Origin of the sequence: Pseudoteredinibacter isoporae (genome assembly GCF_040372805.1) — a bacterium.
In the GTDB taxonomy this organism is placed as follows: Bacteria; Pseudomonadota; Gammaproteobacteria; order Pseudomonadales; family Cellvibrionaceae; genus Pseudoteredinibacter; species Pseudoteredinibacter isoporae_A.
Window position 1 is genome coordinate 80575 of sequence record NZ_BAABWJ010000002.1, and the last position, 24006, is coordinate 104580.

Here is a 24006-nt window from a genome sequence, read left to right on the forward strand (position 1 = left end):
AGAAAGTAAGTTTAGGCGAATGTTTACAGTTAGCCAGTTATTGGCTCAATTTTTTGACGGAAAAAGATATTTCCGGGAAAGGCGGCTTAAAGGCGCCAAGGTCCTGGCGAAAAACCTTGGCTTCATGCTTAGTTTTGGGTGATGTAACGCAGTGTTTCAACAACTTGCTGAGGCGTCTGTGCCCAAGCCATCGCGCCGGCGTCGACTTCTTTTAATGGATGAATAATGCTTTCATCGTGCAGGGTGATGTAGGGAACATCCAATGCGGCACAGTAACCCGCATCGAAGGCGGCGTTCCATTGCTTGTACTTATCGCCAAAGCGTATCACCGCAAAATCAGCCTGCTCGATTAAGCTTTTAATGCGCATGGCATTCACCTTGGCGGATTTGTGATCACGCCAAAAAGCCTTGTCTTCGGCCCCTAAGTGATCGCCGGCGGCATCGCTGCTGTCATGATCAGTATTGGCGGAGGTGAATTCGATATCCAGGCCCAGCTCTTTAGCGCCTGCTTTGATTTGATCACGCCAGTCGGTGTGAATTTCTCCAGATAGGTACACGGTCCACATGTTTACAGTTTCCTGTCTTTTTATTGCTTGGGGCGCCTATTTTAAGGGAATTCCAGGCATTTGCTATAGAGACCTGAAATGTCGGTTCTGCCGACGGCGGCGGATTAATGTCACATTTTCCACTATTAACCGTCATCAAAGCGAGGTATAAATGGCCTCTTGCTAGCCCGTGTGATCCACAAAAATAATAAGGAAATCGTATGTCCAGAAGTGCACTGCAGTTACGTTCTTTAGTAAGTGAAGACAATACCCTGACCTTGAGCCTGGAAAGTGTTGATATTCCTGAACCAGGCCCGGAAGAAATCATTGTGCAGATGGAGGCCGCACCGTTAAACCCATCTGACCTCGCATTGCTGATCGGCCCAGCGGATATCAGTAACGCTGAATACAGTGGCACCCCGGAACGACCTGTCGTCAAAGCGCCCATTCCTGCTCATCTTATGGGCATGGTGAGAGCTCGCTTGGGGCAATCTCTGGCCATTGGCAATGAAGGTGCCGGTGTGGTCGTGGCGTCGGGCAACTCTGATGCCGCCAAAGCCTTGTTAGGCAAGCGAGTGGGCATTGTAGGCGGCGATATGTACAGCCAGTACCGTTGCGTTCACACCATGATGGCTTTACCTCTGGAAGAGGGGACAAGCTCAGCGCAGGGTGCTTCCTGCTTCGTGAACCCACTCACCTCTTTAGCTATGGTAGAAACTATGCGGGCTGAAGGTCATACGGCACTGGTGCACACGGCGGCGGCTTCAAACCTGGGGCAAATGTTGAATCGCATTTGTATTAATGAGGGTATCGATCTCGTCAACATTGTTCGAAAAGATGAACAGGCCGCCATACTGAGAGATTTGGGCGCCAAGTACATCGTGAATTCCAGTGGTGAGAATTTTTATGCCGAGCTGACCGAGGCTCTGGTGGCGACTGGAGCAACTCTGGCCTTTGATGCCACCGGTGGCGGAGAGCTTGCTAGTGATATCCTGAACTGTATGGAAGCGGCAGCGGCGCGCAATATGGGCGAGTACAACCGCTATGGTTCCGATGTCTACAAGCAACTCTATATCTACGGTGGACTGGATCGCAGCCCCACCGTTCTGAAGCGTGGTTTCGGTTTTTCCTGGGGCATTGGTGGTTTCCTGCTGACCCCGTTCCTGGCTAAAGTTGGATTGGAAAAGAGCATGGAAATGCGCGCTAAGGTAGCGGCTGAATTGCAAACCACCTTTGCCAGTCATTACAGCGAAGAAGTATCCCTAGCCGGCGCCTTAAGCAAAGAGGCCATAGAGCGTTACAGCCAGCAGAAGACGGGGGAGAAGTTTTTGATTAACCCGAGTGCTTGATGACGAGGGGATGTTTTCACCCGATCATTACGCTGCAATCTTTGTTCAGACATAAGATGCTGAGTGTGGGAGGAGTACAGTTTTCCTTCTGCACTCGGGCCCTGGATCTCCCTCTCAAATCCGTCTACCGCCCAAAGCTCTCAGACTGGCGCATCTGGGCCATGGTCCATGATGTCGTTTTGCGCCAAATACCTTTCTATTCGTTATAGCTAATGGACCATCCCTACGCTAAAAACACAGATGGAGAATCGAAGTGAAGAAAACCCGTTTATCCTTTGCAGTCATGGTGGCTGCCAGCTCCCTGGGCTTCGGCCAAACCGCCCTCGCGAAAGACGCCGCCCTAGGTGGTCTGAATCTACGCAATCTGGGCGCCGCCCACACCAGTGGACGAATTTCGGACCTGGCAACCGTTCCCGGCAATCCGTCACATTATTATGTGGGCGTGGCATCGGGTGGTGTATGGAAAACTGAAAATGCGGGCACAACCTTCACGCCGATCTTCGATCGCTACGGTTCTTATGCTGTCGGTGTTGTCGAGCTCGATCCTAAAGATCCTCAGGTTATCTGGGTAGGTACCGGTGAAAACAATTCCCAGCGCTCAGTAGCTTCAGGTGACGGAGTGTATAAATCCACTGACGGTGGTAAAACCTTTAAGAATGTTGGCCTGAAAAAGTCAGGCCATATCAGTCAGATCATTATCGACCCCCGTGACAGCAACACCGTTTTTGTTGCCGCACAGGGGCCACTGTGGTCGAGTGGGGGTGATCGTGGCTTATACAAAACTACTGACGGTGGTAAGAGCTGGACACGCATTCTGGAAATTGACAAGCACACTGGCATCAATGAAGTGCTGATCAATAAACATAATCCGGACGAAATGATTGCCTCGTCTTATCAGCGTCGCCGTCATGTTTGGACTCTGATTAATGGTGGCCCGGGCTCAGCGATTCATAAGACTACCGACGGTGGTAAAACCTGGCAGAAACTCACTCAGGGTTTACCGGCTTCTGAAAAAGGTCGCATCGGTTTGGCCGCCGCGCCCAGTCAACCGAATACGGTATATGCTATCATTGAAGCAAACGATAAAGACAAAGGCATTTATCGCAGTGACGACTTTGGTAAAACTTGGAACAAACGCTCCTCGTATATGAGTTCCAGTCCGCAGTATTATAACGAGCTTGTGGTCGGACCGAAAAACCCGGACCGTCTGTTCGTCATGGATACCTTTACCAAGGTGTCCATGGACGGAGGTAAGACATTTAAACCGCTGTCTTTCAAAGCCCGTCATGTGGATGATCACGCTTTATGGGTAAACCCAGAGCACACCAATCATCTTCGTATCGGTGGTGATGGTGGTATTTACGAAAGTTTCGACAATGGGGCACATTGGAATCATTTGCGTAACCTGCCACTGACTCAGTTCTACCGAATTGCCGCCGATAATGACACGCCTTTCTACAATGTGTACGGCGGTACCCAGGACAACAACACATTGGGAACAGCGGTACGCAATACGTCTATGGAAGGGATCACCAATGCTGATTGGTGGGTGACTCTGGGCGGCGACGGTTTTGAACCTGCGATTGATCCAAGCAATCCCGACATTGTTTACTCTCAATATCAGTACGGTGGTTTGGCGCGCAGCGATCGCAAAACTCGCGAGGCGGTTTATATCGCTCCACAACCGGCGGAAGGTGAAAATGCCCTGCGCTGGAACTGGAATGCGCCCCTGTTAATCAGCCCGCACAAAGCAGAACGTTTGTACTACGGAGCAGAAAAACTCTTCCGTTCAGACGATCGTGGCGATAGTTGGGTAGCCGTGTCCGGTGATCTGAGTCGCGGTTTGGATCGCAACAAGCTGAAAGTGATGGATCGAGTCTGGAGTGTCGACGCCATCGCGAAAAACGACTCCACCTCTGTTTACGGATCTCTGATTGCCTTGGATGAGAGCACCTTGAAAGAGGGTTTGTTGGCGGTTGGTACTGATGATGGTTTGATTCATGTCAGTGACAATGGCGGTGAAAACTGGACACGTTATGATCGATTCAAAGGCGTCCCGGATATGAGTCTGGTCGAGGATCTGCAGTTTTCCGGACACAATCAGGACGTTCTGTACGCCGTGTTTGATAACCACAAACGCGGTGACGAAAAACCTTATGTGTTGAAATCAAACAATCGAGGCAAAAGCTGGAGTTCCATCGCTGGAGATCTTCCTGAGCGTGGTACGGTTCACACGATTGTAGAAGACCATGTCGATCCAAACCTGCTCTTTGTTGGTACTGAATATGGCGCTTTCTATACACAGAACGGTGGCAAGAACTGGCATAAGTTTACCAAGTTACCTACCGTTGCGGTGCGTGATTTGGAGATTCAGCGTCGTGAAAACGATCTGTTGTTCGGCACTTTTGGTCGCGGCATCTATGTGCTGGACGACTACTCGCCGCTGCGCACTCAACAAACTGATTTGAAGAATCAAGCGGTCACGGTTTTCCCGGTTAAAGACTCGCCGATTTATATGGAAACCCGCCGTTGGGGTGGTTACAGCAGCGATAAGGGCATGATGGGGGATAACTTCTTTATCGCGCCGAACCCGGAGTATGGTGTGGCCTTCCGTTATTATTTGCGTGATGGACTGCAGAGTTTGAAGGCGAAGCGCCAGAAGCAGGAAGCGGCCCTGCAGAAAGAAGGCAAGGATACGCCGTACCCAAGTTGGGATGCGTTGCGCGCGGAGGCAAACCAGGAAGCTCCAAGCATGTGGTTCGAGATCAAAGATGCCGATGGCAATCGGGTTCGCAAAGTCACCGCAAAGAGCTCAAAAGGCCTGCACCAGGTGAATTGGGATTTCCGTCATGAAGCGATCAAGCCCATTAGTTTGAAGAAATCCAAGCCCAGTCCATGGGGCAGCTCGCCGCAGGCGCCATTAGCATTGCCCGGTAGCTACACCGCACAGTTGATGCAGCGTGTGGATGGTAATGTCACCGCAGTTGCTGCGCCTCAGAAGTTTGCCCTGAATACCATGAGTGATGTGGTCTTGCAGGCGGAAGATCGCCAGGCGTTGTTGGCATTCCAAAAAGATACGGCGAAGACTCAGGCTCAGGTGTTGGCTGTGGGGCGCCAGTTCGCGGATATCAGCAAGCGTTTGAAGCATATGTTGAAAGCAATCGATGTGGCGACGGTAGATACAACGGCTGTCTCGGCTGATGCACGCGCGCTGCGCGGCCAATTGCAGGCCATGAAAATGGATTTATACGGTGACTCTGTAAAAACCTCGGCGAATGAGAAAGCGCCGTGGGGCATTATGTCTCGTGTGAATGCGGTGATCGGCAGTCATTGGCATACTCAGGCCGCTGCAGGTGGTAACGTTCGCACGGGCCTTGATATTGCCAAGCGACAGTTGACGGCATTTATGCCTAAGTTGGAACAGGCTGAGCAGGCCATGTCCAAACTGGAAACGGAGGCTGATCGTCTGGGCCTTCCATGGACACCGGGTCGCCCGGTGAGTTTGTAAGTACTAAACACAGGGGCAGGGCGTTGGCTCTGCTCCTGTTCTTTTCGTGCCACTATTTCACTTCTTACTGCCGGTTTAATTCTGCGCGGCCTGTACCTTTTTCCTCTGGGTGATTCTTAATAATTTCTGAAAGGTGGGGCATTCCGCATGACGGGGTGCCTGGCATTTTGCGGCATGTTGTAGACCATCGCGCATCACGGTTAAGCGTTGAATTTGTTTATCTAATTCTGCAGCTTTCTCTGTGAGTTGTTCTCTGTCGAGTTCAAAACCGGTGGTGGTGAGAACCTCTGCAATATCATCGAGACTGAAACCTGCTTGTTGACCCAGTGTAATGAGGGCCAGGCGTTCGGTGACTGTCGGGTGGTAGAGGCGTTTTTGAGCTTGCCGTCCCGCCGGCTCAATCAGTCCCTTTTCTTCATAGTATCGCAGGGCCGAAGCGGCGATTCCGCTGCGTTTTGATACTTCACCGATACTCAGAAATTCTGTGCTCATTCCTGCTTGACCTCAAGTCGACTTGAACCTTTAAGCTGCCCTGGACAGAGAGTCGATGCAGGCTTTTCTAAAATATTAACAGGAGATGTTTATGGACGCAGTATTTTGGCATCAGGTTTGGCAGGAGCGTAATCTTGGCTTTCATCAGGCGCAGGTTGACCCTGTTCTGATTCAGCATATTCATCATTTGGATTTGCAGAGCGGTGATCGGGTGTTTGTGCCCTTGTGTGGAAAAACCAACGATATCGGATGGCTATTGGAACAGGGTTATCAGGTGTGCGGTGCTGAGCTGAATGAAACCGCTGTGATCGAGTTGTTTGACAGCTTGAAACTCCCGGCCCAGAAGGAAGAGTTGGGCAATCTAAAGCGCTATCACGCTGACAAGCTGGATATTTTTGTTGGTGATATTTTCGAGCTAAGCCAAGCACAGTTGGGGCCGGTGGTGGCGATCTATGATCGTGCCGCACTGATCGCATTGCCGCCTGAAATGCGCAAGGCGTACAGCCAACAACTGAACGAGCTCAGTGGTTGCGCACCTCAGCTCGTGGTGATTTATGAATACGATCCGGCTTTAATGGGTGGACCGCCATTTTCGGTAGGCGGTGAGGAAATCCATATGCTTTATGGTCGCAGCCATAAGGTATGCAGCTTATCGCATTCACGGTTTATCGAAAATTTTAAAGACGGTGTAGATGCCGAAGAGCGTATTTGGTTTTTGCAACGTTGACTTCCGAATGCCGCCAGACGGTTTACTTTCTCTTTGCCATCATCATGCACATCAATGATGTGACAGGAGGAACTATGAACCAAAACAATGTTGCGGCTTTTCGACAACTTCACTATGAACCCTCAGCGTTGCTGCTGGCCAATGTTTGGGATTGCGCGAGTGCCGCTTTGGTTCAACGCTCGGGTGCCAAAGCGATTGCCACCAGCAGTGCGTCGCTCGCCTGGGCAAATGGCTATGCCGATGGTGGGGCGCTGCCTGTAGATGTTTTGTTAAACTCGGTAGAGAGAATCACAAAGCTTTGCCAGGTTCCGTTGAGCGTCGATATTGAAGCTGGCTACTGTGACAAACCTGAGCAGGTAGTGGAGTTGGTCATTGAGCTTGTTGGTATGGGGGTGGTGGGCATTAATATTGAAGATGGTCAAGATAGCCCAGATCTTCTATGCGCAAAGCTGAAAGCCATTCGGCGTGTATTTGGCCCGGATAGTTTGTTTATTAACGCGCGCACGGATGTTTATCTGCAATCCCTTGTCGCCACCGAACAACAGCGGAATGAAACTCAGCAGCGCTTGGCTCGTTATGCTGAGTATGGGGCGGATTCGGTTTTTGTGCCGGGACTGTTAGTGCTTGAGGATATTCGTTATTTGGTCACATCAAATTCCGTGCCTCTGAATATCATGTTGCCTTCTTTGGAAACAGCAGTGGATGAGTTCATTGAAGCGGGGGTGAAGCGTTTGAGTTATGGGCCGGGAAGCTTTATCGCAGCCTATAAACCCTTGTCGTCGTTTATGGGGGGCGAATCAGAAGTGGCAGAGCTGAATTATGAGACGTTGAACGAGCTGATGTTGAGGCCTGTGTGAGGCGGTTGTGATGGGGCTCGTGATGTAGGTGTTTATATCGGCTTGAACATGCACTGTCAGAGCCCTGGAGCTCTGACAGGCGTCGCTTTTTAGTGTCCGCAACCCTCAGCACTGTGTACGTGACCATGCTGCAACTCATCGGCAGTTGCTTCGCGAATACCAACCACTTCAATCTCGAAGTTCAGGGTTTGACCGGCCAGGGGATGGTTGCCATCGATGGTAACAGTCTCTTCATCAACTTCGATGACTTCAACCGTTTGCATGCCATTTTGGGTTTCAGCGTGAAAAGCCATGCCGACTTCAACCTGATCCACCCCTTGGAACATTTCCTTGGGCAGCTCCTGAACCAAGCTTGGGTCAAGTTCGCCGTAGCCTTGTTCGGGTTCTACGCTGACGTTAAAAGTGTCACCAACCTTTTTGCCGCTCAATGCGTCTTCCAGACCTGGAACGATGTTCTGAAAACCGTGCAGGTATTCCAGAGGCGCTTCGCCTGCCGATGTGTCGATGGTTTCGCCTTCGTCATTGCGCAGCGTATAGTGGATGATGCCCACCAATTCATTTTTAAGTTCCATAAGATCCTCTGATTAACTTATTGGCCAAGGCTGTTCAGCTCGGCGTCGATAATGGGCAGTTGGGTCGGTAATAACTCGCGGCGTTGCCCTAGACGAGGAGTTACGGTTTTGCCGTCAACTTCTGCGCGCAGCAGGTCGATGGCGTAAGTTTTTCCGTCTTCTTCGGTTTGCTGAAGCTTCACCAGCAAGTAATCCCAATGCTTGGCCATCCAGATGTACGTGACACGTTTTTTACCGGTGGCACGTACCTTCTTAATTTTAACGGTGGCCAGTTTGCCCAGGCGAGTTTCCAGCAATTCCTCGCCGACCATTTCAAACAGGTAGGTTTTAAGGCGGCCGCCATCGGCAATGTTGTACTGCAGCGTCTGTTTGCCGTTGAGCAAGTCACTGCGCAGTTGTAATTGATAGCTGAGTTTATCCAGCGCACCTTCTGGAATGTCCATGCGCCAGGGCTTGTCCTGCACATTGTTAACGACTTTGTTCTTGTCCCAATCAAATTCCAGAACGGCATCGCGACTGCGGCCCAGGCCCTCGCGGTGATACTGGTATTGGCTGGGAATCAGCTGGCCACGGGACCAATTAAAGCGTGAGCTTTCACGCAGCTTGGCCAGCCAGGTGGAGGCGCTGAAAATTAATTCCTGTTCGCCATTTGGGTGCGTGCCCAATTCCCGCGTCGCTTCAATGGTAAAGCCGGAAAACTTGGCTTTGTAGGTCGCGTGAAAGGGTTTGGGCATTTGCTGTTCGGTATCCACGGCGAGAGTCAGTGGCTGAAGGGCAGCTTGCAGGGGGGCTGGGGATTGTGCGGATTCTTGTTGTTGTTCTTGCGCCAATACCCCACCGGCCAATAAGCAGCTGGCCAGAATATAACTGGTTTTATGCAGCAGAGGTCGCAGAGTGTTTAACATAAATCAGAGTTTACCTTGGCTATGGTCAAAAGGGCCCGCGTTATCGGGCCTTTATTAGACGACCACTTACAGGCAAAGGTTCACCATCGAAAAGGCTAACATGGTTATTGTCGTCTTTATGCAGTCTTAGACGACCTTGGCAAAACCATTGCACCGCCAATGGGAACATATAATGCTCTTGGTATTGTACCCTTTGGGCGAGTGTCTCAGAGGTGTCCTCTGTGTTGATGTCCACCGCGATTTGAACGATCCCTGGGCCACCATCCAGCTCGGCGGTTACAAAGTGAACCGTTGCGCCGTGTTGGGCGTCACCGGCGTCTATCGCGCGTTGATGGGTATTCAGCCCCTGGTGTTTGGGGAGCAGAGAAGGATGAATATTGATCATGCGCCCGAGGTAGTGCTCAGTAAATGCCGGGGTGAGAATACGCATGAAACCGGCGAGTACGACCAGATCAGGCTGAAATTGATCGATTTGAGCTTGCAGGGCCTGATCAAAGCTTTCGCGGTCCGTAAACCCCTTATGGTCCAGGCATTGTGCCTCGATACCCGCTTCGGCGGCTCTCTCCAGGCCCCTTGCTCCGGGGCGGTTGCTGATAACCGCCACAATGTCGCCGTCCAGCTCGCCGGCTTGCTGGCAGTCAATCATCGCTTGGAGGTTACTGCCACTGCCGGAAATCAATACAACAATTCGAGTTTGAGAGCTTGTTTCCATATTGGGAATTACAGACCTTGCAACTCAACCTGTTCTTCGTCGGCCGCCGCTTCGGCGATTTGGCCGACGATAAAGGCGTCTTCGCCTTCAGCCTTCAGCAGTTCGATTGCTGCTTGGGCCTGGTCAGCCGGCACTGCGATGATCATGCCCACGCCGCAGTTGAAGGTGCGGTACATTTCCACGCCATCTACGTTGCCGGCACTCTGTAACCAGTTGAAGACTTCGGGCATCGTCCAGGAATTGACGTCAATCACGGCTTTGCAGTTTTCGGGCAATACACGGGGAATGTTTTCCAGCAGGCCGCCACCGGTAATGTGGGACAGGGCGTTGACCTGGTTTTCTTTAATCAATTTCAACAACGACTTCACGTAAATACGAGTCGGGGCCATCAGGGCTTTTGCCAATGGTTGACCCGCCAGATCCTGTTGCAGATCGGCGCCGGAGACTTCGATGATTTTGCGAATCAATGAGTAGCCATTGGAGTGGGGGCCGCTGGACGCCAGGCCAATCAGGGAATCGCCCGCCTGAACCTTGCTGCCGTCAATCAGTTCGCTTTTCTCTGCTACACCGACACAGAAACCGGCCAGGTCGTAATCTTCGCCTTCGTACATGCCTGGCATCTCAGCCGTTTCACCGCCTACCAGCGCTGCACCCGCCTGCTCACAGCCGGTACCAATGCCATCAACCACTGCAGCCGCGACATCGACGTTCAGCTTGCCAGTGGCGTAGTAATCCAGGAAAAACAGAGGCTCAGCGCCAGCAACAACCAGATCGTTCACGCACATGGCAACCAGATCGATACCGATGGTGTCGTGTTGGTCCAAATCCATCGCCAGGCGCAGCTTGGTGCCAACACCGTCTGTACCGGATACCAAGACGGGCTCACGGTAACCACTTGGCAGCTCACAAAGGGCGCCAAAACCGCCTAAACCGGCCATAACCTCGGGGCGACGAGTGCGTTTGGCAACGTGTTTAATGCGATCAACCAGAGCATTACCTGCGTCGATATCTACGCCGGCGTCTTTGTAACTTAAGGAAGGCTGCTTATCTGTCATGGTTTGGGTCTTTGAGTAGTCTAAAAAATGGGCGCGTATTTTAGCTTGAATGGCTGCTAAGCTCATTAGTTTTATTGGCTAATTTGCATTTTCTTTTAGTGATTGCTGCCATTCTGCTATGGCAAAGCTACAATGTGGCCGGATTGTAGCTTTGCTTGCTGTGAGATTCCCTGGGAAGGGGCAGGTTTAGCCCGAGTTCATACCAGCAGGGCTATAGTTTCAGGCCTTTTTGGAACTTTGTGGTCGTTACTCGCATCAACAAGGCCATAGGCTGAAAATGGTGAGACAGACCGGAATTTGATTGTATTGGGGGAGTTGTGGGCAGAATAATCGCCTGGATGTTTGCGCTGTGGGTAATTGCCGGAGCTCAGTGGGCTGAAGCGGTGAAGGTTGAAAACCTTTATCGCGCCAGTTTTGATGTTCAGGATCAAACCCCTGAGCGCAGGGAAACGTTGGCCGCGGCGGGTTTGGCCAACGTGATAGTTAAGGTCAGTGGCTCTCAAAATCTGCCAGAACCTGAGCGTCTTAACGCGGCTTTGGGGCAGGCGAATCGCTACTTGCAGCAGTTCAGTTATGAAAATGCCGAAGATGGTTATCAGCTGAATCTGGATTATGCCAAGGGTGCGGTTGATACCTTGCTGCGTAAATTGTCTCTCCCCATCTGGCCGGATAAGCGCCCGCAGGTGTTGCTGTGGTTGGTTCAGGACGATTTTCAGCAACGCCAGATGCTCAATCTGAATGAGCAGGAATCCTTACTGGACGCCGCTAGGCGGGTCGAAACGGATCGCGGCCTGCCGCTGTCCTTACCCTTGATGGATTTGGACGATCGACTGGCCTTGCCGGTCGCTGCGGCCTGGTCGTTGAATGAGCAGAGTCTGCAACGCGCTTCCAGTCGTTATCAAAGCGATGTTGCCTTACTGGGCCGAATGAGCATTACCGGGAGCGGCCAATGGTTGGCGTCCTGGTTGCTGATGGATCGGGGAAAATTACAGTTGTTTGATGGCCGCGGCGCCAATCCGGAAGACATTGTGGTGAGCGGCCTCAATCAGGTTGCGGATTATCTGGCGAGCCAACATGCGATCGTGGCCAGCCCACTGGACAGCAAGCCTTATTACATGCAGTTGGACAATATCGGCCATTTCGCGTCTTACCGAAAGGTGTTGGATTACCTGAATGGGCTGGCCATGGTGCGCCATGCCGAGCCGGAACGGGTTCTGGGAGAACAGCTGCGTTTGCGTTTGTTTATTGATGGTCAATTGCAGCAATTGGTCGATGCTATTGCTCTGGATAATGTTTTACAGCCCAATTCTGCCGCGGGTGACGCTAAGCAGCAGGGGGTGATGTATTACCAGCTGCCGCCGCCAGAAAACAATGTGTTGGCGCCATTGATGCCCGTGAATGATGGCAGTCTGAAACAATCCGGTGAGTTAGAGCGTGGCGGCGAGGAACGTACCCAGTCTTCAGATGCGGTGGTCATCGATGCCTCGCAGACGCCCCAGCCTCCACAATGATCATGATTGTTTTCCTATGATGATCTCCTGATCAGGCCTCTGATTTTACTTGGGGGCTTGATTCCATAAAGAGCAAAAGGGTAAGCTCGCGCTTATTTTTGCCAGTTCAGAATTCCGTGGATCATTCTCAACCTCAACAATTATCTCTGGGCGTAGCACTCGCTGACGACGCCACCTTTGAGAACTTTTACACTCAGGAAGGTTCGGGTGCCGCTCAGGCTGTGCACGCTCTGCAGCAGTTTTTGCAAAACCCGACCGAACACGGTTTTTTCTTGTGGGGAGCTAGTGGCAGTGGTTTGAGTCATTTGTTGCAGGCGAGTTGCCATTTCGCAAATCAGCAGCAGTTGAGCGCCCAGTATTTGCCATTGTCGGAGTTAGTGGGGTTTGCACCCGATGCCTTGCTCGAAGGTATGGATGGTTTTGATCTTTTGTGTCTCGATGGTTTGCAACACATTGCTGGCAAAGCCGATTGGGAGCAGGCCCTGTTCAATTGTTTTAATCGCAGCAAAGACAGTGGCCGCAAAATGCTGTTCAGCGCCAGTGCCAATCCGACCGAGTTGAACATCCGTCTGCCCGATTTGGCCTCGCGCTTAAGTTGGGGCTTGAGTTTTCAAGTGCCTTTAATGGGGGATACTGAAAAACAACAAGCCTTGACGCTGCGAGCCAAGGCCCGAGGCCTGGAGTTGTCTGATGAAGTTGCCCAGTTTATTTTGCACCGTGCCCCGAGACATATTGGTGAGCTCTTCGATATTCTGGATCGTCTGGACAATGCTTCCTTAGCCGAGCAGAGAAAGCTGACGATTCCTTTTGTGAAGCACGTATTGGGTTTGTAACGATCAGGCTCTTGGATAGAGCAAAGCACTGCGTATACGCAGAGAGTCAAATAGCCGATACAAAAAAGCCGCGACCTATGTATCGCGGCTTTTTACTTTGAGAAGCTTGAACAGAATTTACGGCGCTATGCAGGCCAGGCAGCGTGCGTACATACCTTTCGGATCATTCAAATTACCCAACTCTTCAATTGCTGCCGTCACAGGGCTGAACCAGCTCGCCATTTTTTGAGTGATCGGCTGAACCCAGGGGTTTGCCGTCGCTTGAGCATTCAAATTGTTAGCAAGCTCTTGCATAAATTGTTCGCTAGGGCTGAGTTTGCGTTTGATTTCGAGAACGTCGTAATCACTGATGTCAGCGTACTCCGCAGCGGCGGCAATAGCGTCGTTCAGACCGCCGAGTTTATCCACCAAGCCATTTTCCAGCGCCTGCTCACCACTCCACACTCGACCCTGAGCAATGGTGTGAATGGCATCGGGCGTGGAATCGCGACCTTCGGCGGCAATATCCAGAAACTGCTCATAAACTTGTTCAACACCCTGTTGGACGACACGCTCAGCCATAGGCGTCAAGGTGCGATCAACGCGCATACTGCCGGCGAGAGCGGTCGTGCCCAGGCCATCGGTATGAATGCCTAAATGCTTCAAGCTTTCTTCCAGTGTAGGGAAGGCGCCGAACACGCCGATGGAGCCGGTGATGGTTGTGGGGGTTGCCCAAATTTCATCACTGGTGGCCGAAATCCAATAGCCACCGGAGGCGGCAACACTGCCCATGGATACCACAACCGGGATGTCTTCCTGTAAATCGAGCAGTTGCTGACGAATAATTTCAGATGCAAATGCACTGCCGCCGCCGGAATCAACACGCAAAACCAGCGCCTTGAGTTGCTCTTTCTTGGCTTGTTGAATCAGTTGCGCCAGAGTGTCGCCACCGATGCTGCCTTCAGGTTGTTCGCCATCAAGGATAGTGCCGCTGGCGACGATCAGGCCGACTTTGTTTTCCTTGGTTTGGAAAGCCGGTTCGGTCAGGGCAAGATAATGCGCGGTGTCGATACCACGATAGCTATCGCCTTTTTCGTTTTTGCCCACTTTTTCCTGAAGCTTGGCCAGTTGCAGATGACGAGGCAGAAGTTCATCGACAAAACCGGTGCTCAAGGCCAGCTGGGCAGTGTTGCCTTTGCTTTCCTGCAGGCGAACATCCAGATGATTAATTAATTCATCAATACTGCCGGATTCCATCCCGCGAAGGCCTTCAACACGCTGGGTGTAATGCCCCCATAATTGATTCAGCCATTGCTCATTGTGTTCCTTGGACGCCGGGGACATATCGTTGCGCATATAAGGCTCGAGGAAATCTTTATATTGGCCGACTTTAAAAATATGGACATTGATGGACAGTTTATCCAGCGCATCTTTGTAGTAGTTGCGATAAGCCGCAAAACCCATCACGCCAACCCCCCCCATGGGGTTCAAATAAATCTCATCGGCAAAGGCGGCCAAATAATATTGGCTCTGGGAATAGTAATCACCCACAGCATACACAGGCTTGCCTTTCTCTTTAAAGGCTTCGATGCTCTGGCCCAGTTCTTCAAGCTTGCTGATGCCACCCGCCATGCCGCCGAGATCAAGAACCATGGCGCTGATGTTATCGTCGTCTTTGGCTCGCAGAATGGCCTGTTGCAAATCGCGTAGGCGGGTCTCCATTTGTCCATCGTTGCCGCCCATGAGTTGGGCGAAAGGATCCTTGGCGCTGAGTTGATCAACCAAATAGCCAGCGGGGGCGACAACCAAGGCGGTGTCTTTGCTGAGAGGTGTCTGTCCCTTGGGGATCAGAGCCGCGAAAAACGCGATCAAGATAAATAAAAACAGGATATTCAGCACAATGCGTCGCAGGCCATTGATGCCATCCCACAGCCCACTTAAAAAACGCAAAACCCATGGGCGCTTCTTTGAGTCACTCATAATCGATCCTTTTTCAATAAACTGCCAAGAGGCAGGTCGCTCGCAGTATCAGGCTTGTGCCGGCGCGTCCTGTGTATCTTGCTGTTGCCAGTACTTGTGGTACTGAATCCAGCGGCTACACATCATGCCAGTAAAGAACAAGATGGTACTGAGTATCAATTGTAGCCAGTGATAGGCCTGCACATGTTCCGGCGGCATGGCAACACTGACCACAGCAGCTGTGAAATAGAACAAAATGATAAAGCAAAACCAGCTAAACGCCTTGTGATTGCCTTTCAGCATGCTCCACAGCGGTAGCAACAAGGGGACAACCTGAAAGCCCCAGACGCCCCAGGCGCCATGTTCGTGAGTCAGGTTGAGCCAGCTGTAGAGCACGATTAATGTTCCATAACACAACCAGTGCAGGCGCATTCCCCATTGGAGTTTGTTCTCCAGATTGGGAATGCGCTTAACTTCTTTGACGGTGTTTTCACTCATAAGTTACACCATCTTTAACGCATGTTTTGCCAAGCGCTGTCCCTGAGCCTGGGCCAGGTTGTTTTCCTCAGGGCTGAGCGCACGGCCTTCTTCGCCCCCAAGGTGGGATGCCCCATAGGGGGTGCCGCCGCTTTGGGTTGTGCTCAGTTCACTCTGGGAGTAGGGCAAGCCCATCACCACCATACCCTGATGGAGCAGGGGCAGCATCATGCTGAGCAGAGTGCTCTCCTGGCCGCCGTGCAGGCTGGCTGTCGAGGTGAATACGCTGGCGGGTTTGTCGATTAAATCACCGTTCAACCACAGGTCACTGCACTGGTCGATAAAGTATTTCAGTGGCGCGGCCATATTGCCAAAACGGGTTGGGCTGCCAAGGGCCAAACCGGCACAATGCTGAAGGTCTTCCTTGCAACAATAGGGGGCGCCGCTGTCGGGAATATCGCTGCTGATAGCTTCACAGGTAGTCGATACCGGAGGCACCGTGCGCAAGCGTGCTTCCATTCCTGCACTCTCAATTCCGCGTGCGATTTGCTGTGCCAGTTGGGCGGTGCCCCCTTGGCGACTGTAATACAAAACCAGAATATAAGGCTTGCTCATGTCTGTCTCTTTCCGAGGACCTTAACGGGTTAAAATGAGGGTTTTCGGGGCTGTTTTGCCGGTCTTAGATTAATTCAAGTACGTTTTCGGGAGGGCGACCCAGTACGGCTTTGTTGCTATTGACGACAATCGGGCGCTCGATCAACTTAGGGTGTTGAGTCATGGCCTCAATGAGATCCGCTTCACTGTGTTTATCATCGGCCAGGTTCAGTTCTTTGTAGGCCTCTTCGCCCTTGCGAAGCAATTGACGAGCCGATATCCCGAGCTTGCTCAAAATGGTGCTTAGCTCGCCGTTGTTTGGGGGGGTATCGAGATACAGGACAATTTCAGGTTCAATGCCTTTCTCTTCCAAAATCGCCAAGGTTTGGCGGGATTTTGAACAGCGTGGGTTGTGGTAAATGGTGTACATAGATAATTCCTTCAATAAGCGCGAATCAGTTCTCACACATGGCAAGTGCGCTTGCTGTGAATGGGCTAAACTGCCTATTGTATGTCGATGGATCAGTTAAGACTAATCTTTATCACCACAAGTACAGACTTTTGCCTGGCAAATAGATACTCTGGGGCGTTGCGGGCTTGACGGCTCTAACCACATATTTTACGAGGACAATATGATTACGCTAGAAACAGTTCAGCGTTTTATTCAACAAATCATATTCCACTATCAGGATAAGCAATGCCAAAAGAGTGCAGCCGCCCTGACTTATATGACCTTGTTTGCCATCGTCCCGATGATGACGGTGAGCTATTCCATGTTTTCGGTGATTCCCGCGTTTTCTGGTTTGGAATCCCAGCTGCAGACCCTGATCTTTGATAACTTTGTGCCATCCACGGGCCAGGAAGTGCAGGAGTATTTGGCGGGCTTTTCTTCCCAGGCGCGCAGTCTGACGTCAGTGGGTGTCATTATGTTGGTGGTGACAGCCTATTTAATGCTGAAAAATATCGAAGGCAATTTCAATTCCATATGGGGGGTTAAGGAAGGACGTAAGGGACTGGCCAACTTTCTTCTTTACTGGGCAGTATTGAGCCTGGGGCCTCTTATGCTGGGTATGGGCCTGGCGGTAACAACGTATCTACTGTCACTTAAACTGTTTGAGGGCGCTGAAACCCAAGGGCTCTTGGCGGGCTTTTTGAGTTTCCTACCGTTTATTTTGGCAACTTCTGCGTTTACCTTGTTGTTTGTGGCTGTGCCTAATTGCAAGGTCAATTTAAAACACGCGGCGATTGGTGGTTTCCTCACGGCGATCGCTTTTGAACTGGTGAAAAAACTGTTTGCTACCGTTGTCGGTATGACTTCACTGGAAGTCATATACGGCGCTTTTGCTGCGGCTCCCTTGTTCCTGGTCTGGATCTACGTGATGTGGATGCTGGTTTTGTCCGGCGCGATTTTAGTGCGAGTCATGTCGACCTTTTCTGATGGCGCTGATGGCCAGCATTATCCAGATTTGGTGGCGGCCTTATTGGTGCTGTGGGCATTCCATCAACGCTGGCAGCAGGGCGAAAGCCTGACCGACCGACAAGCCGCCGAAGTGGGGGTGGATGGGCGTCAGTGGGCCAATATTCGTCAGTCCTTGTTGCAACAGCAAATTATTGCGGCGACCAACAGCGGTGACTATGTACTGAGTAAAGATTTATCCCGTGTGCGCCTGCGCACTCTGGCCGAAATGGTGGGTGTGGAAAGTCAGTTGCCGGGTGAGTCGCGCTTTCTGCAGTCCTTACCATGGTTTCCTTCGGTGGCAGCACGCATGTTAGCCATCGATCAGAAAACCGAATTGGAATACGACGTGTGTTTAACCGATGTGTTCGATACGGTTCCGCAAACTCTGGAGTTACCGGAAGAAGATGCCCTGATCAGCGATGATGGAGTATTTCCGATTCACCAGGCCAAGCAAGGCAATGGTGGGAATGACACTCAGTAATCGTTGGGTGGGACTATCCAAAGGAAAGCGCCTCGCGCTTGTCGTGTGGGTGACAGCAATTCTTGTTGCCTGCAGCGGAGATCGCCATATTGAACTCGCCGATGGTGGCGAGCTGAGGCTCGATGCACAGCAAGTGTTGGTGATTAACTACTGGGCCAAGTGGTGCAAACCCTGTTTGCACGAAATTCCTGAGCTGAACCGCCTGAACAAGAACACAGGTATCACGGTAATAGGTATTGATTTCGATAAGCATCAGGGGCAAGAGCTGAACAGTCTTATTGCTCAAATGAAAATAGAGTTTCCCGTTCTGGCTGGGCAACACGAGCCCAAGCATATTCACCCGGAGCTGACACGCAAAGCTCAGGCCCTGCCAATGACGTATTTGATGTTGGTGCCTAGCCCTGAATCTGGCAAAGGTATTCGCCTAAGCAAGGCCTTGTTAGGGCCTCAAACGGAAGATGGTCTGCTCGGGAAAATCAAACAATTTCAGGGTCAGTAACCCGACGGGTGTCCTTAATTCCGTTTAACGATAGGAATCCACCAGCGAATCCCCATGTCTCTGAGCGGTCGGAAAGCGATGGGAAAGTAAGCGGCGATATCCGGTTTACGGTTGTCTCGTTCATAACCTGTTGCTGAAAACCACTCTCCATAAATACGTTTATTGGTTTTCATCGAAGTTGGATATTTGCACGTGAATTCCGCATAGCAGGCAGAAGGTATCGAAAATTGGCTGAATGAATCACTGTTTAAGTCTTCAGTTTTTTCTATGCACAGGACATCACTGAATGAATCTCGATGGCCGTCATCATTGGGGAAATAAACTGACATTAACGGTGCTTCTGATACCGGGCCACAGTGCCCCTGACTCAACTCCGAAAGGGCAGAGTATTCCTCACTGCTGACATAGTCTTTCCAGAATCCGGGGCCACTTTTAATGAAGTTTTCATAATCAAATTCCTGGGCTTTACCGATGACTTGAAATTCGGGCTTCTCGATAATTCGATATTTCAGCATGTCTCCACCTACTGTTTTTGTTCGATAGTCCGCTTGTTTATAGATCGATAGCTTGACCTTGCCGGTTCTCGCTTCACTGGGGTTGATGCCGTGTAGACTTCTGAAAGCCCGTGTAAATGCATTCGGTGAATCAAAACCATACTTGGACGCGATATCAGTCACTTTTTTACGACCGGACATTAGCTCAGCTCCGGCTTGGGTCAGCCTTCGCTTCCTGACATAGTCCGCGAAAGTGACGCCGAGCATGGCATGGAACATTCGATGAAAATGGTACTTGGAGGAGCAGGCGATCTCAGCGGCAGTTTCGACCGATATGCCGCCGTCCAAATTGCCTTCAATGTACTCGACTACCCGCCGAATTCGCGTTGACCAATCCAATTGAACACACTTCCTATTGAGCTGTTGAGTTCAATCATAAAGGCATTTGGTGGTGTGAACTCACCTTTTTTTGCTGTTTTGGGGAGGAAGGGGGTAGGGGCAAATATGGCATTGTGCGAGGAAGAGGTCCATAGAGTGGATGGCTTTAGGCCATCCACTCTATGGTGGGTTTCAAAATAGGGAGCCTAAACCGCTTTCTTCCTGTCGTTTGCGAATGACGGATTCTGGTTGGAGGTCAAATTCTTGTTTGAATAGACTCTCTCCATCAAGCGTTGCGAGTTCTAAAGTCCATGTGCCTGGGACTTGCATCCAGTCGTCGGGTAATTCTCTTATAAAGTAAAACCCACCTGAATATCTCGAGAATTGAATATAGTAATATGGTTCTTTCTTGGCACCATCTTCATCATGTTGGATGGGGCTTGTCCATTTTGCTTTCAATGCAACCAGTTGACTTAGTGTCTTACTTGTTTTGGGTGACGGTGAAATGTCCAACATGGCTCCAAAGACCACGCCTTTTTTGAGAGGAATTTGGGTTGCTGTTTCTTCAAAGGTATAGCGGCCATTGCTGTCTTTACTGAAAATGCCGATATCATCTTCATCAACTTCAGCGTCGAATATAGATGCGCCTTTGGTGTAGGCAAGTATTTTCTTTAAGCTATTGGTTCGGTCCTCGTTCAAAGGAATCCGCCAGCTTATTTCGGCAACAATGCTATGAACATCATTCATGAGTGCCTTGTCGCGTTCTTTCTTATAGAACTTTTCCTTAACAGTTGCTTCTAGGGTGTTGATGCACACATCAATATTTTTCTCTATACCTTCTCCATAACACTGAGCCCTGGCGGCGTAGATTTTTCCTGTATAGCTGTCAGATTCACTCGCTTTATTGTAGAAATCGAGAGCTTTCTTTTTGCTCGCAGATTTTATGATTCCTCTGCGATGCAAATGGGCTAGGCGTATATTGGCATTGTTGTAATCGTTGTCGGCTGCGCGTTGATACCAATGTGCGGCTTGATTTAGATCTTTCTCAACCTGTTCGCCTCGGTGATAGTAGCTTGCAATATTAAATTGAGAGCGGGCATGGCCCAATTTAGCTGCTTCTTGATAGTTTCTGAACGCTACCTCACTATCCGGGTCGCTGACGGTGCCATTATCTAAGCCATCTGCAATGCTTTTGTAGTGTTCAATGCGTGATTTTTTATCATTTTCTGCATATGGTGAGGGTAGGTTGAGCGTTCTCCTAATGAAATCATCTACATAATAGTTGTGGTGTGTCTCGCTGTACCAGTTGTCGTGCCCATGGCTACTATCATTGTAAAAAAGAGTTTCTAGAGGCTTTTTTAGCTGTTCTAAACGCATTTTAAAACGATTGCTTTGCTCGATAGGGGCAATTTTATCGTTATGACCTGCTATTAACAGAATGGGAGCTTGGAGTTTTTCAGCGTGGTAAAGAGGAGACTTCTCCCAAAGCTCCTCGCGCATGGAACCTAGAACTCTTTCAATTCCTTCCATGCTGCCATCAATTTCATCGAGGTTTCGGGAGTTAAAAATTAGCGGAAGATCGTAGACTCCGAAAGCTGCAATGACACATTTATATAGGTCAGGTTTTTCCATGGCCAGCATGACCGAAGAATATCCACCATAACTCGATCCCATGGAGCAAACATGTTGGTAGGGATATTTGGTAAGAACATGATCAACAACTGTGTCAATATCTTCTTCAATTGCTTTGCCAAATTGAGCAAGTCCGGCTTCTAAGAATTCTTTACCAAACCCCCAGGAACCTCTGAAGTTAACCTGGAGAACGGAATATCCGCGGCTACTTAGAAACTGGATTTGTCGGTCAAAGTATTCGTTGTTTCTAACTCCAACTGGACCTCCGTGAGGATTCACGATCAGTACTCCGTTTGACCCAGAGTGAGGGCGGATCAAGATGGACTCGAGTTCTTGGCCGGCCCTATTTTTAGTACTGATATGTTCAGCTTTACTCAGTTGAGTTCTGTCGATGTCAATGAATGAGTCTCCGACAAGTTCGGCTTTCAAGGTGTTTTTATTGAATAAGTAGTATTGACCTGGGTTATCACTTGAAAATGTCGCCAGCAAAGAAATAGAACTGAGGGGAGCATTGTCAATGATTGCAATTTGTTGATCAGAAAAGGCCTTGTCTAATTTAGCCTTCAGTTCCGCCTGGGATTTAGAAAAATACTTGCTGACTAATTGTCCGTGATCAAGGTAGCTAACTGATTCAAGAGTTTTGGTCTGAGGACTAAAACTAGCTGAGATTAAATCATACTTGGGGTGGGCATAAATCAAGCTTCCTAAACGTTGGGTGTTGAGATCGTATTCGTACAAACCTCTTAAGTCGGAATTTTGATTGCTGAGCACAGCCAGGGTTTCTTTGTTGATTAAGCTCACGGGGCTGAAATTGTAATTGCCTTTATCAATACTAGCGGCTTTTTTCCATTTTTTCATGCCCTCTATCCAATAATGAAAGTCGACCTTTTCATTGTCTCTATCCAACGATATAGACATCAGCTCTTTATCAGAATGGCTGGAAAATACGTGGTATGCGGCAAAAGGTTGGGTATGAAAGGGTTTGCCTTTTTCTCTAACTTTATTACCCATCAAAGTGGCGTAGTCTGTGTAGTATAGCTTTTGACGGTATTCATCCCTTCCCTCATCTCGGGCAAATAAGACAATGCCTGGCTTGTCGATCAGTTTGTCAACGATATAGCCTTTCGCCCAAATGCGCTTGGCTTTTGTGTGGGGAACCCCATCTTCTTTAAATTCGATAGGCAAAATGGCTTGAAGCCTTTCTTTACCGTTCTTATGTTTGTAATCGATGAGTAGAGTCTTATGGTCCAGCCATTCTATGTCGAGCAAGCGAGCGCTTTTTTTGTACGGAAACGAGATGATCTCGTGCTGAATCATGGTGTTGGTAAAAGTAAAGTCTATTGAAGTGCGGTCTTCATGGCGCTTGAATGTCGCGAGATAGGCTCCATCTGGACTGAGTGTTACAGAATGAATGTCCATGTTCCTGAAGAGTTTTTCAGCCGGGATAGGTGTGGCAAACGCCACAATGCCAAACATTAGAAGATGTGATAGAGCTAGAAATTGGATGATTTTCTTGTTCATTTTGTAACTCCTTTACCTACGAATGTTTCATCGTTATTACTTTTTTCTCCTTTATGTATTAAATCAAAAAAACGATCTTCCCTTTTTCCTGTGTAGTCAATTGAATGTTTCTTGAGTAGGCTTGGAAAGTGATCTTTCATAAATTCATAGGCATAGGAGGATCGATTAACGATCAGGATGTCGTCTCCCCACTGACTTCGTTTGGCTTGAAAATCACCAACATAACTAATGGTGCCGGGCGCAACAGAAAATGACCAGATATCCCCCAGCAAACTGTATCCCGTATATTTTCCGGTCTTAACTGACTTAATCCGATAGTCCCCCGCAGGCAAGGCGGTAAATAAATAATTACTGTTGTAGCGAACATCATCCTTGGTAAACATGATCTTGCTTTCACCGTCGATCACGATGTATTCGAGATACATATTGGAGGAAAGTCCGAGCAGTAAATATCCTTCGCTGTTTTTAATGGGTTTGGCGGTATCGGATTGCACTGTGCTGACTCGGCTGGCACAGCTGCTCAAAATAAGAACACTTAAGGCAAGAAAAACGGAGATAAAAGGGCGATTCAACTCTTGAACCATAACACTTCCTCTGTGATGGATGACGTTCATTTTTAGGCGCCTAAATTTGCCACAGCTAAGGCCTGATGGCCAGTTGAAAAAGGGGAAATTGGTAATTAAGTCGGGTATTGCAAGCTGGTTGATTTGAGCTAGAGGGAGGAGTTGAGGACGTCGAAGGGGGCATGCTGCTGTCGACCTCTCATTTGCCTAGACGGCGTTCGCCAGAATGATCACGTATAAATGAATTACATTCGAACCCTTGATCTGGCGCAATTAAAGTTCTAAGCTTTCAATAATTTCTGAAAATACAGAAATTATTGAATTAGCTGAGGTAGTGTTATGACCATGACTCCACAAATTGAGGCCTTTGTTTACCATTTTGGTGAGATGGGCAGCCGCTGGGGGTTCAACCGTACGGTGGGGCAGATGTATGCCTTGATTGTATTGAGCGAACACCCGTTGTGCGCAAATGATCTCAGTGAGGCGCTGAATATCTCTCGGGGTAACGTCAGTATGGGCCTGAAGGAGCTTCAATCCTGGCGTTTACTGCAGGAAAAACGGGTGCCCGGTGACCGCAAAGAATACTTTACCGCAGCGGGAAGTATTTGGGACATGGCCATTCGAGTATTGGAAGAGCGCCGCCGCCGAGAGGTGGAACCGACTCTGAGTGTACTACGAGATACCCTGCTGGTTGCACCGGCCAATGAGCAGGAAGTCTATGCTCAGGAGAAAATGCAGGAAATTCACGATCTGCTCGAACTGTGCAGTGGTTGGGCGGATGAATTATTGACTATGCCACCGCAAAAACTGAAAACCCTGATGAGGTTAGGCAGTGGCATGGGGAAGGTTCTGGAGTTCACCGACAAGCTTACCTTGCGCGGGCCGGAGAACTGAAACCCGGCAC

The 24006-nt window shown here is 49.9% G+C and carries 22 protein-coding genes; 9 read left to right on the plus strand and 13 right to left on the minus strand.

The features are described 5' to 3' along the window. Positions 1 to 128: 128 nt before the first annotated feature. Entirely contained in the window at positions 129 to 566 is a 438-nt protein-coding gene (locus ABWW03_RS06725) for a YtoQ family protein (protein ID WP_353407228.1), read from the minus strand. A 200-nt stretch (positions 567 to 766) separates the two neighbouring features. Here ABWW03_RS06725 and ABWW03_RS06730 point away from each other — a divergent pair, with 200 nt between their 5' ends. Together ABWW03_RS06730 and ABWW03_RS06735 are read left to right on the plus strand one after the other, a co-directional pair. Further along, a complete protein-coding gene (locus ABWW03_RS06730) occupies positions 767 to 1894 on the plus strand; it encodes a zinc-binding dehydrogenase (RefSeq protein WP_353407229.1) in 1128 nt (375 codons plus the stop codon). Positions 1895 to 2147: 253 nt separating this feature from the next. Continuing rightward, positions 2148 to 5402: a WD40/YVTN/BNR-like repeat-containing protein gene (locus ABWW03_RS06735; protein ID WP_353407230.1), complete on the plus strand. Its 3255-nt coding sequence runs from the start codon at positions 2148 to 2150 to the stop codon at positions 5400 to 5402. Between the two features lie 75 nt (positions 5403 to 5477). Here ABWW03_RS06735 and ABWW03_RS06740 read toward each other — a convergent pair whose 3' ends face one another. Then, on the minus strand, positions 5478 to 5894 hold the full coding sequence (locus ABWW03_RS06740; RefSeq protein WP_353407231.1) for a helix-turn-helix domain-containing protein: 417 nt from the start codon (positions 5892 to 5894) through the stop codon (positions 5478 to 5480). A 91-nt stretch (positions 5895 to 5985) separates the two neighbouring features. Here ABWW03_RS06740 and tmpT point away from each other — a divergent pair, with 91 nt between their 5' ends. Further along, on the plus strand, positions 5986 to 6621 hold the full coding sequence (gene tmpT / locus ABWW03_RS06745) for a thiopurine S-methyltransferase (protein WP_353407232.1): 636 nt from the start codon (positions 5986 to 5988) through the stop codon (positions 6619 to 6621). A gap of 74 nt (positions 6622 to 6695) precedes the next feature. After that, positions 6696 to 7478, plus strand: coding sequence for an isocitrate lyase/PEP mutase family protein (locus ABWW03_RS06750; RefSeq protein ID WP_353407233.1), 783 nt, complete (start codon positions 6696 to 6698; stop codon positions 7476 to 7478). 89 nt (positions 7479 to 7567) lie between these two features. Here the strand turns inward: ABWW03_RS06750 and slyD are convergent, their stop codons facing one another. Genes slyD through purM form a run of 4 tightly spaced genes read right to left on the minus strand, consistent with a single transcriptional unit; the run spans position 7568 to position 10722 of the window. Further along, entirely contained in the window at positions 7568 to 8050 is a 483-nt protein-coding gene (gene slyD / locus ABWW03_RS06755; RefSeq protein ID WP_353407234.1) for a peptidylprolyl isomerase, read from the minus strand. A gap of 17 nt (positions 8051 to 8067) precedes the next feature. Beyond that, complete coding sequence (locus ABWW03_RS06760; RefSeq protein ID WP_353407235.1) at positions 8068 to 8955, minus strand: DUF3108 domain-containing protein; 888 nt, start codon at positions 8953 to 8955, stop codon at positions 8068 to 8070. A 40-nt stretch (positions 8956 to 8995) separates the two neighbouring features. Then, positions 8996 to 9667: a phosphoribosylglycinamide formyltransferase gene (purN, locus tag ABWW03_RS06765; protein WP_353407236.1), complete on the minus strand. Its 672-nt coding sequence runs from the start codon at positions 9665 to 9667 to the stop codon at positions 8996 to 8998. Between the two features lie 8 nt (positions 9668 to 9675). Further along, on the minus strand, positions 9676 to 10722 hold the full coding sequence (gene purM / locus ABWW03_RS06770) for a phosphoribosylformylglycinamidine cyclo-ligase (RefSeq protein ID WP_353407237.1): 1047 nt from the start codon (positions 10720 to 10722) through the stop codon (positions 9676 to 9678). Between the two features lie 317 nt (positions 10723 to 11039). Between purM and ABWW03_RS06775 the strand changes: the two genes are divergently transcribed. Then, entirely contained in the window at positions 11040 to 12233 is a 1194-nt protein-coding gene (locus ABWW03_RS06775; RefSeq protein ID WP_353407238.1) for a DUF2066 domain-containing protein, read from the plus strand. Between the two features lie 116 nt (positions 12234 to 12349). Continuing rightward, complete coding sequence (gene hda / locus ABWW03_RS06780; protein WP_353407239.1) at positions 12350 to 13066, plus strand: DnaA regulatory inactivator Hda; 717 nt, start codon at positions 12350 to 12352, stop codon at positions 13064 to 13066. A gap of 117 nt (positions 13067 to 13183) precedes the next feature. On the opposite strand, the gene sppA is transcribed toward hda, so the two are convergent. From sppA to arsC, 4 genes are all read right to left on the minus strand, one after another. Beyond that, entirely contained in the window at positions 13184 to 15025 is a 1842-nt protein-coding gene (sppA, locus tag ABWW03_RS06785) for a signal peptide peptidase SppA (protein WP_353407240.1), read from the minus strand. Positions 15026 to 15073: 48 nt separating this feature from the next. Beyond that, the gene (locus ABWW03_RS06790; RefSeq protein WP_353407241.1) at positions 15074 to 15502 is read right to left on the minus strand and encodes a DUF2069 domain-containing protein; all 429 of its coding nucleotides are present in this window, start codon (positions 15500 to 15502) and stop codon (positions 15074 to 15076) included. Positions 15503 to 15505: 3 nt separating this feature from the next. Continuing rightward, entirely contained in the window at positions 15506 to 16096 is a 591-nt protein-coding gene (wrbA, locus tag ABWW03_RS06795) for an NAD(P)H:quinone oxidoreductase (RefSeq protein ID WP_353407242.1), read from the minus strand. Between the two features lie 64 nt (positions 16097 to 16160). Further along, the gene (gene arsC, locus ABWW03_RS06800) at positions 16161 to 16505 is read right to left on the minus strand and encodes an arsenate reductase (glutaredoxin) (RefSeq protein WP_353407244.1); all 345 of its coding nucleotides are present in this window, start codon (positions 16503 to 16505) and stop codon (positions 16161 to 16163) included. A gap of 202 nt (positions 16506 to 16707) precedes the next feature. Between arsC and ABWW03_RS06805 the strand changes: the two genes are divergently transcribed. Both ABWW03_RS06805 and ABWW03_RS06810 read left to right on the plus strand, forming a co-directional pair. Next, on the plus strand, positions 16708 to 18015 hold the full coding sequence (locus ABWW03_RS06805) for a YihY family inner membrane protein (protein WP_353407245.1): 1308 nt from the start codon (positions 16708 to 16710) through the stop codon (positions 18013 to 18015). After that, positions 18002 to 18514, plus strand: coding sequence for a TlpA disulfide reductase family protein (locus ABWW03_RS06810; RefSeq protein WP_353407247.1), 513 nt, complete (start codon positions 18002 to 18004; stop codon positions 18512 to 18514). Before ABWW03_RS06805 ends, ABWW03_RS06810 begins: the two co-directional genes overlap by 14 nt. Before the next feature lie 14 nt (positions 18515 to 18528). Here the strand turns inward: ABWW03_RS06810 and ABWW03_RS06815 are convergent, their stop codons facing one another. The 3 genes from ABWW03_RS06815 to ABWW03_RS06825 all read right to left on the minus strand — a co-directional run bounded on the left by ABWW03_RS06815 (position 18529) and on the right by ABWW03_RS06825 (position 23123). Next, positions 18529 to 19407, minus strand: coding sequence for an AraC family transcriptional regulator (locus ABWW03_RS06815; RefSeq protein WP_353407248.1), 879 nt, complete (start codon positions 19405 to 19407; stop codon positions 18529 to 18531). Between the two features lie 171 nt (positions 19408 to 19578). Continuing rightward, positions 19579 to 22539: a prolyl oligopeptidase family serine peptidase gene (locus ABWW03_RS06820; RefSeq protein ID WP_353407249.1), complete on the minus strand. Its 2961-nt coding sequence runs from the start codon at positions 22537 to 22539 to the stop codon at positions 19579 to 19581. Continuing rightward, on the minus strand, positions 22536 to 23123 hold the full coding sequence (locus ABWW03_RS06825; protein ID WP_353407251.1) for a hypothetical protein: 588 nt from the start codon (positions 23121 to 23123) through the stop codon (positions 22536 to 22538). The genes ABWW03_RS06820 and ABWW03_RS06825 overlap by 4 nt, the downstream gene beginning before the upstream one ends. A gap of 318 nt (positions 23124 to 23441) precedes the next feature. On the opposite strand from ABWW03_RS06825, the gene ABWW03_RS06830 reads away from it, so the two are divergent. Continuing rightward, a complete protein-coding gene (locus tag ABWW03_RS06830; protein ID WP_353407252.1) occupies positions 23442 to 23996 on the plus strand; it encodes a GbsR/MarR family transcriptional regulator in 555 nt (184 codons plus the stop codon). Positions 23997 to 24006: the final 10 nt, after the last annotated feature.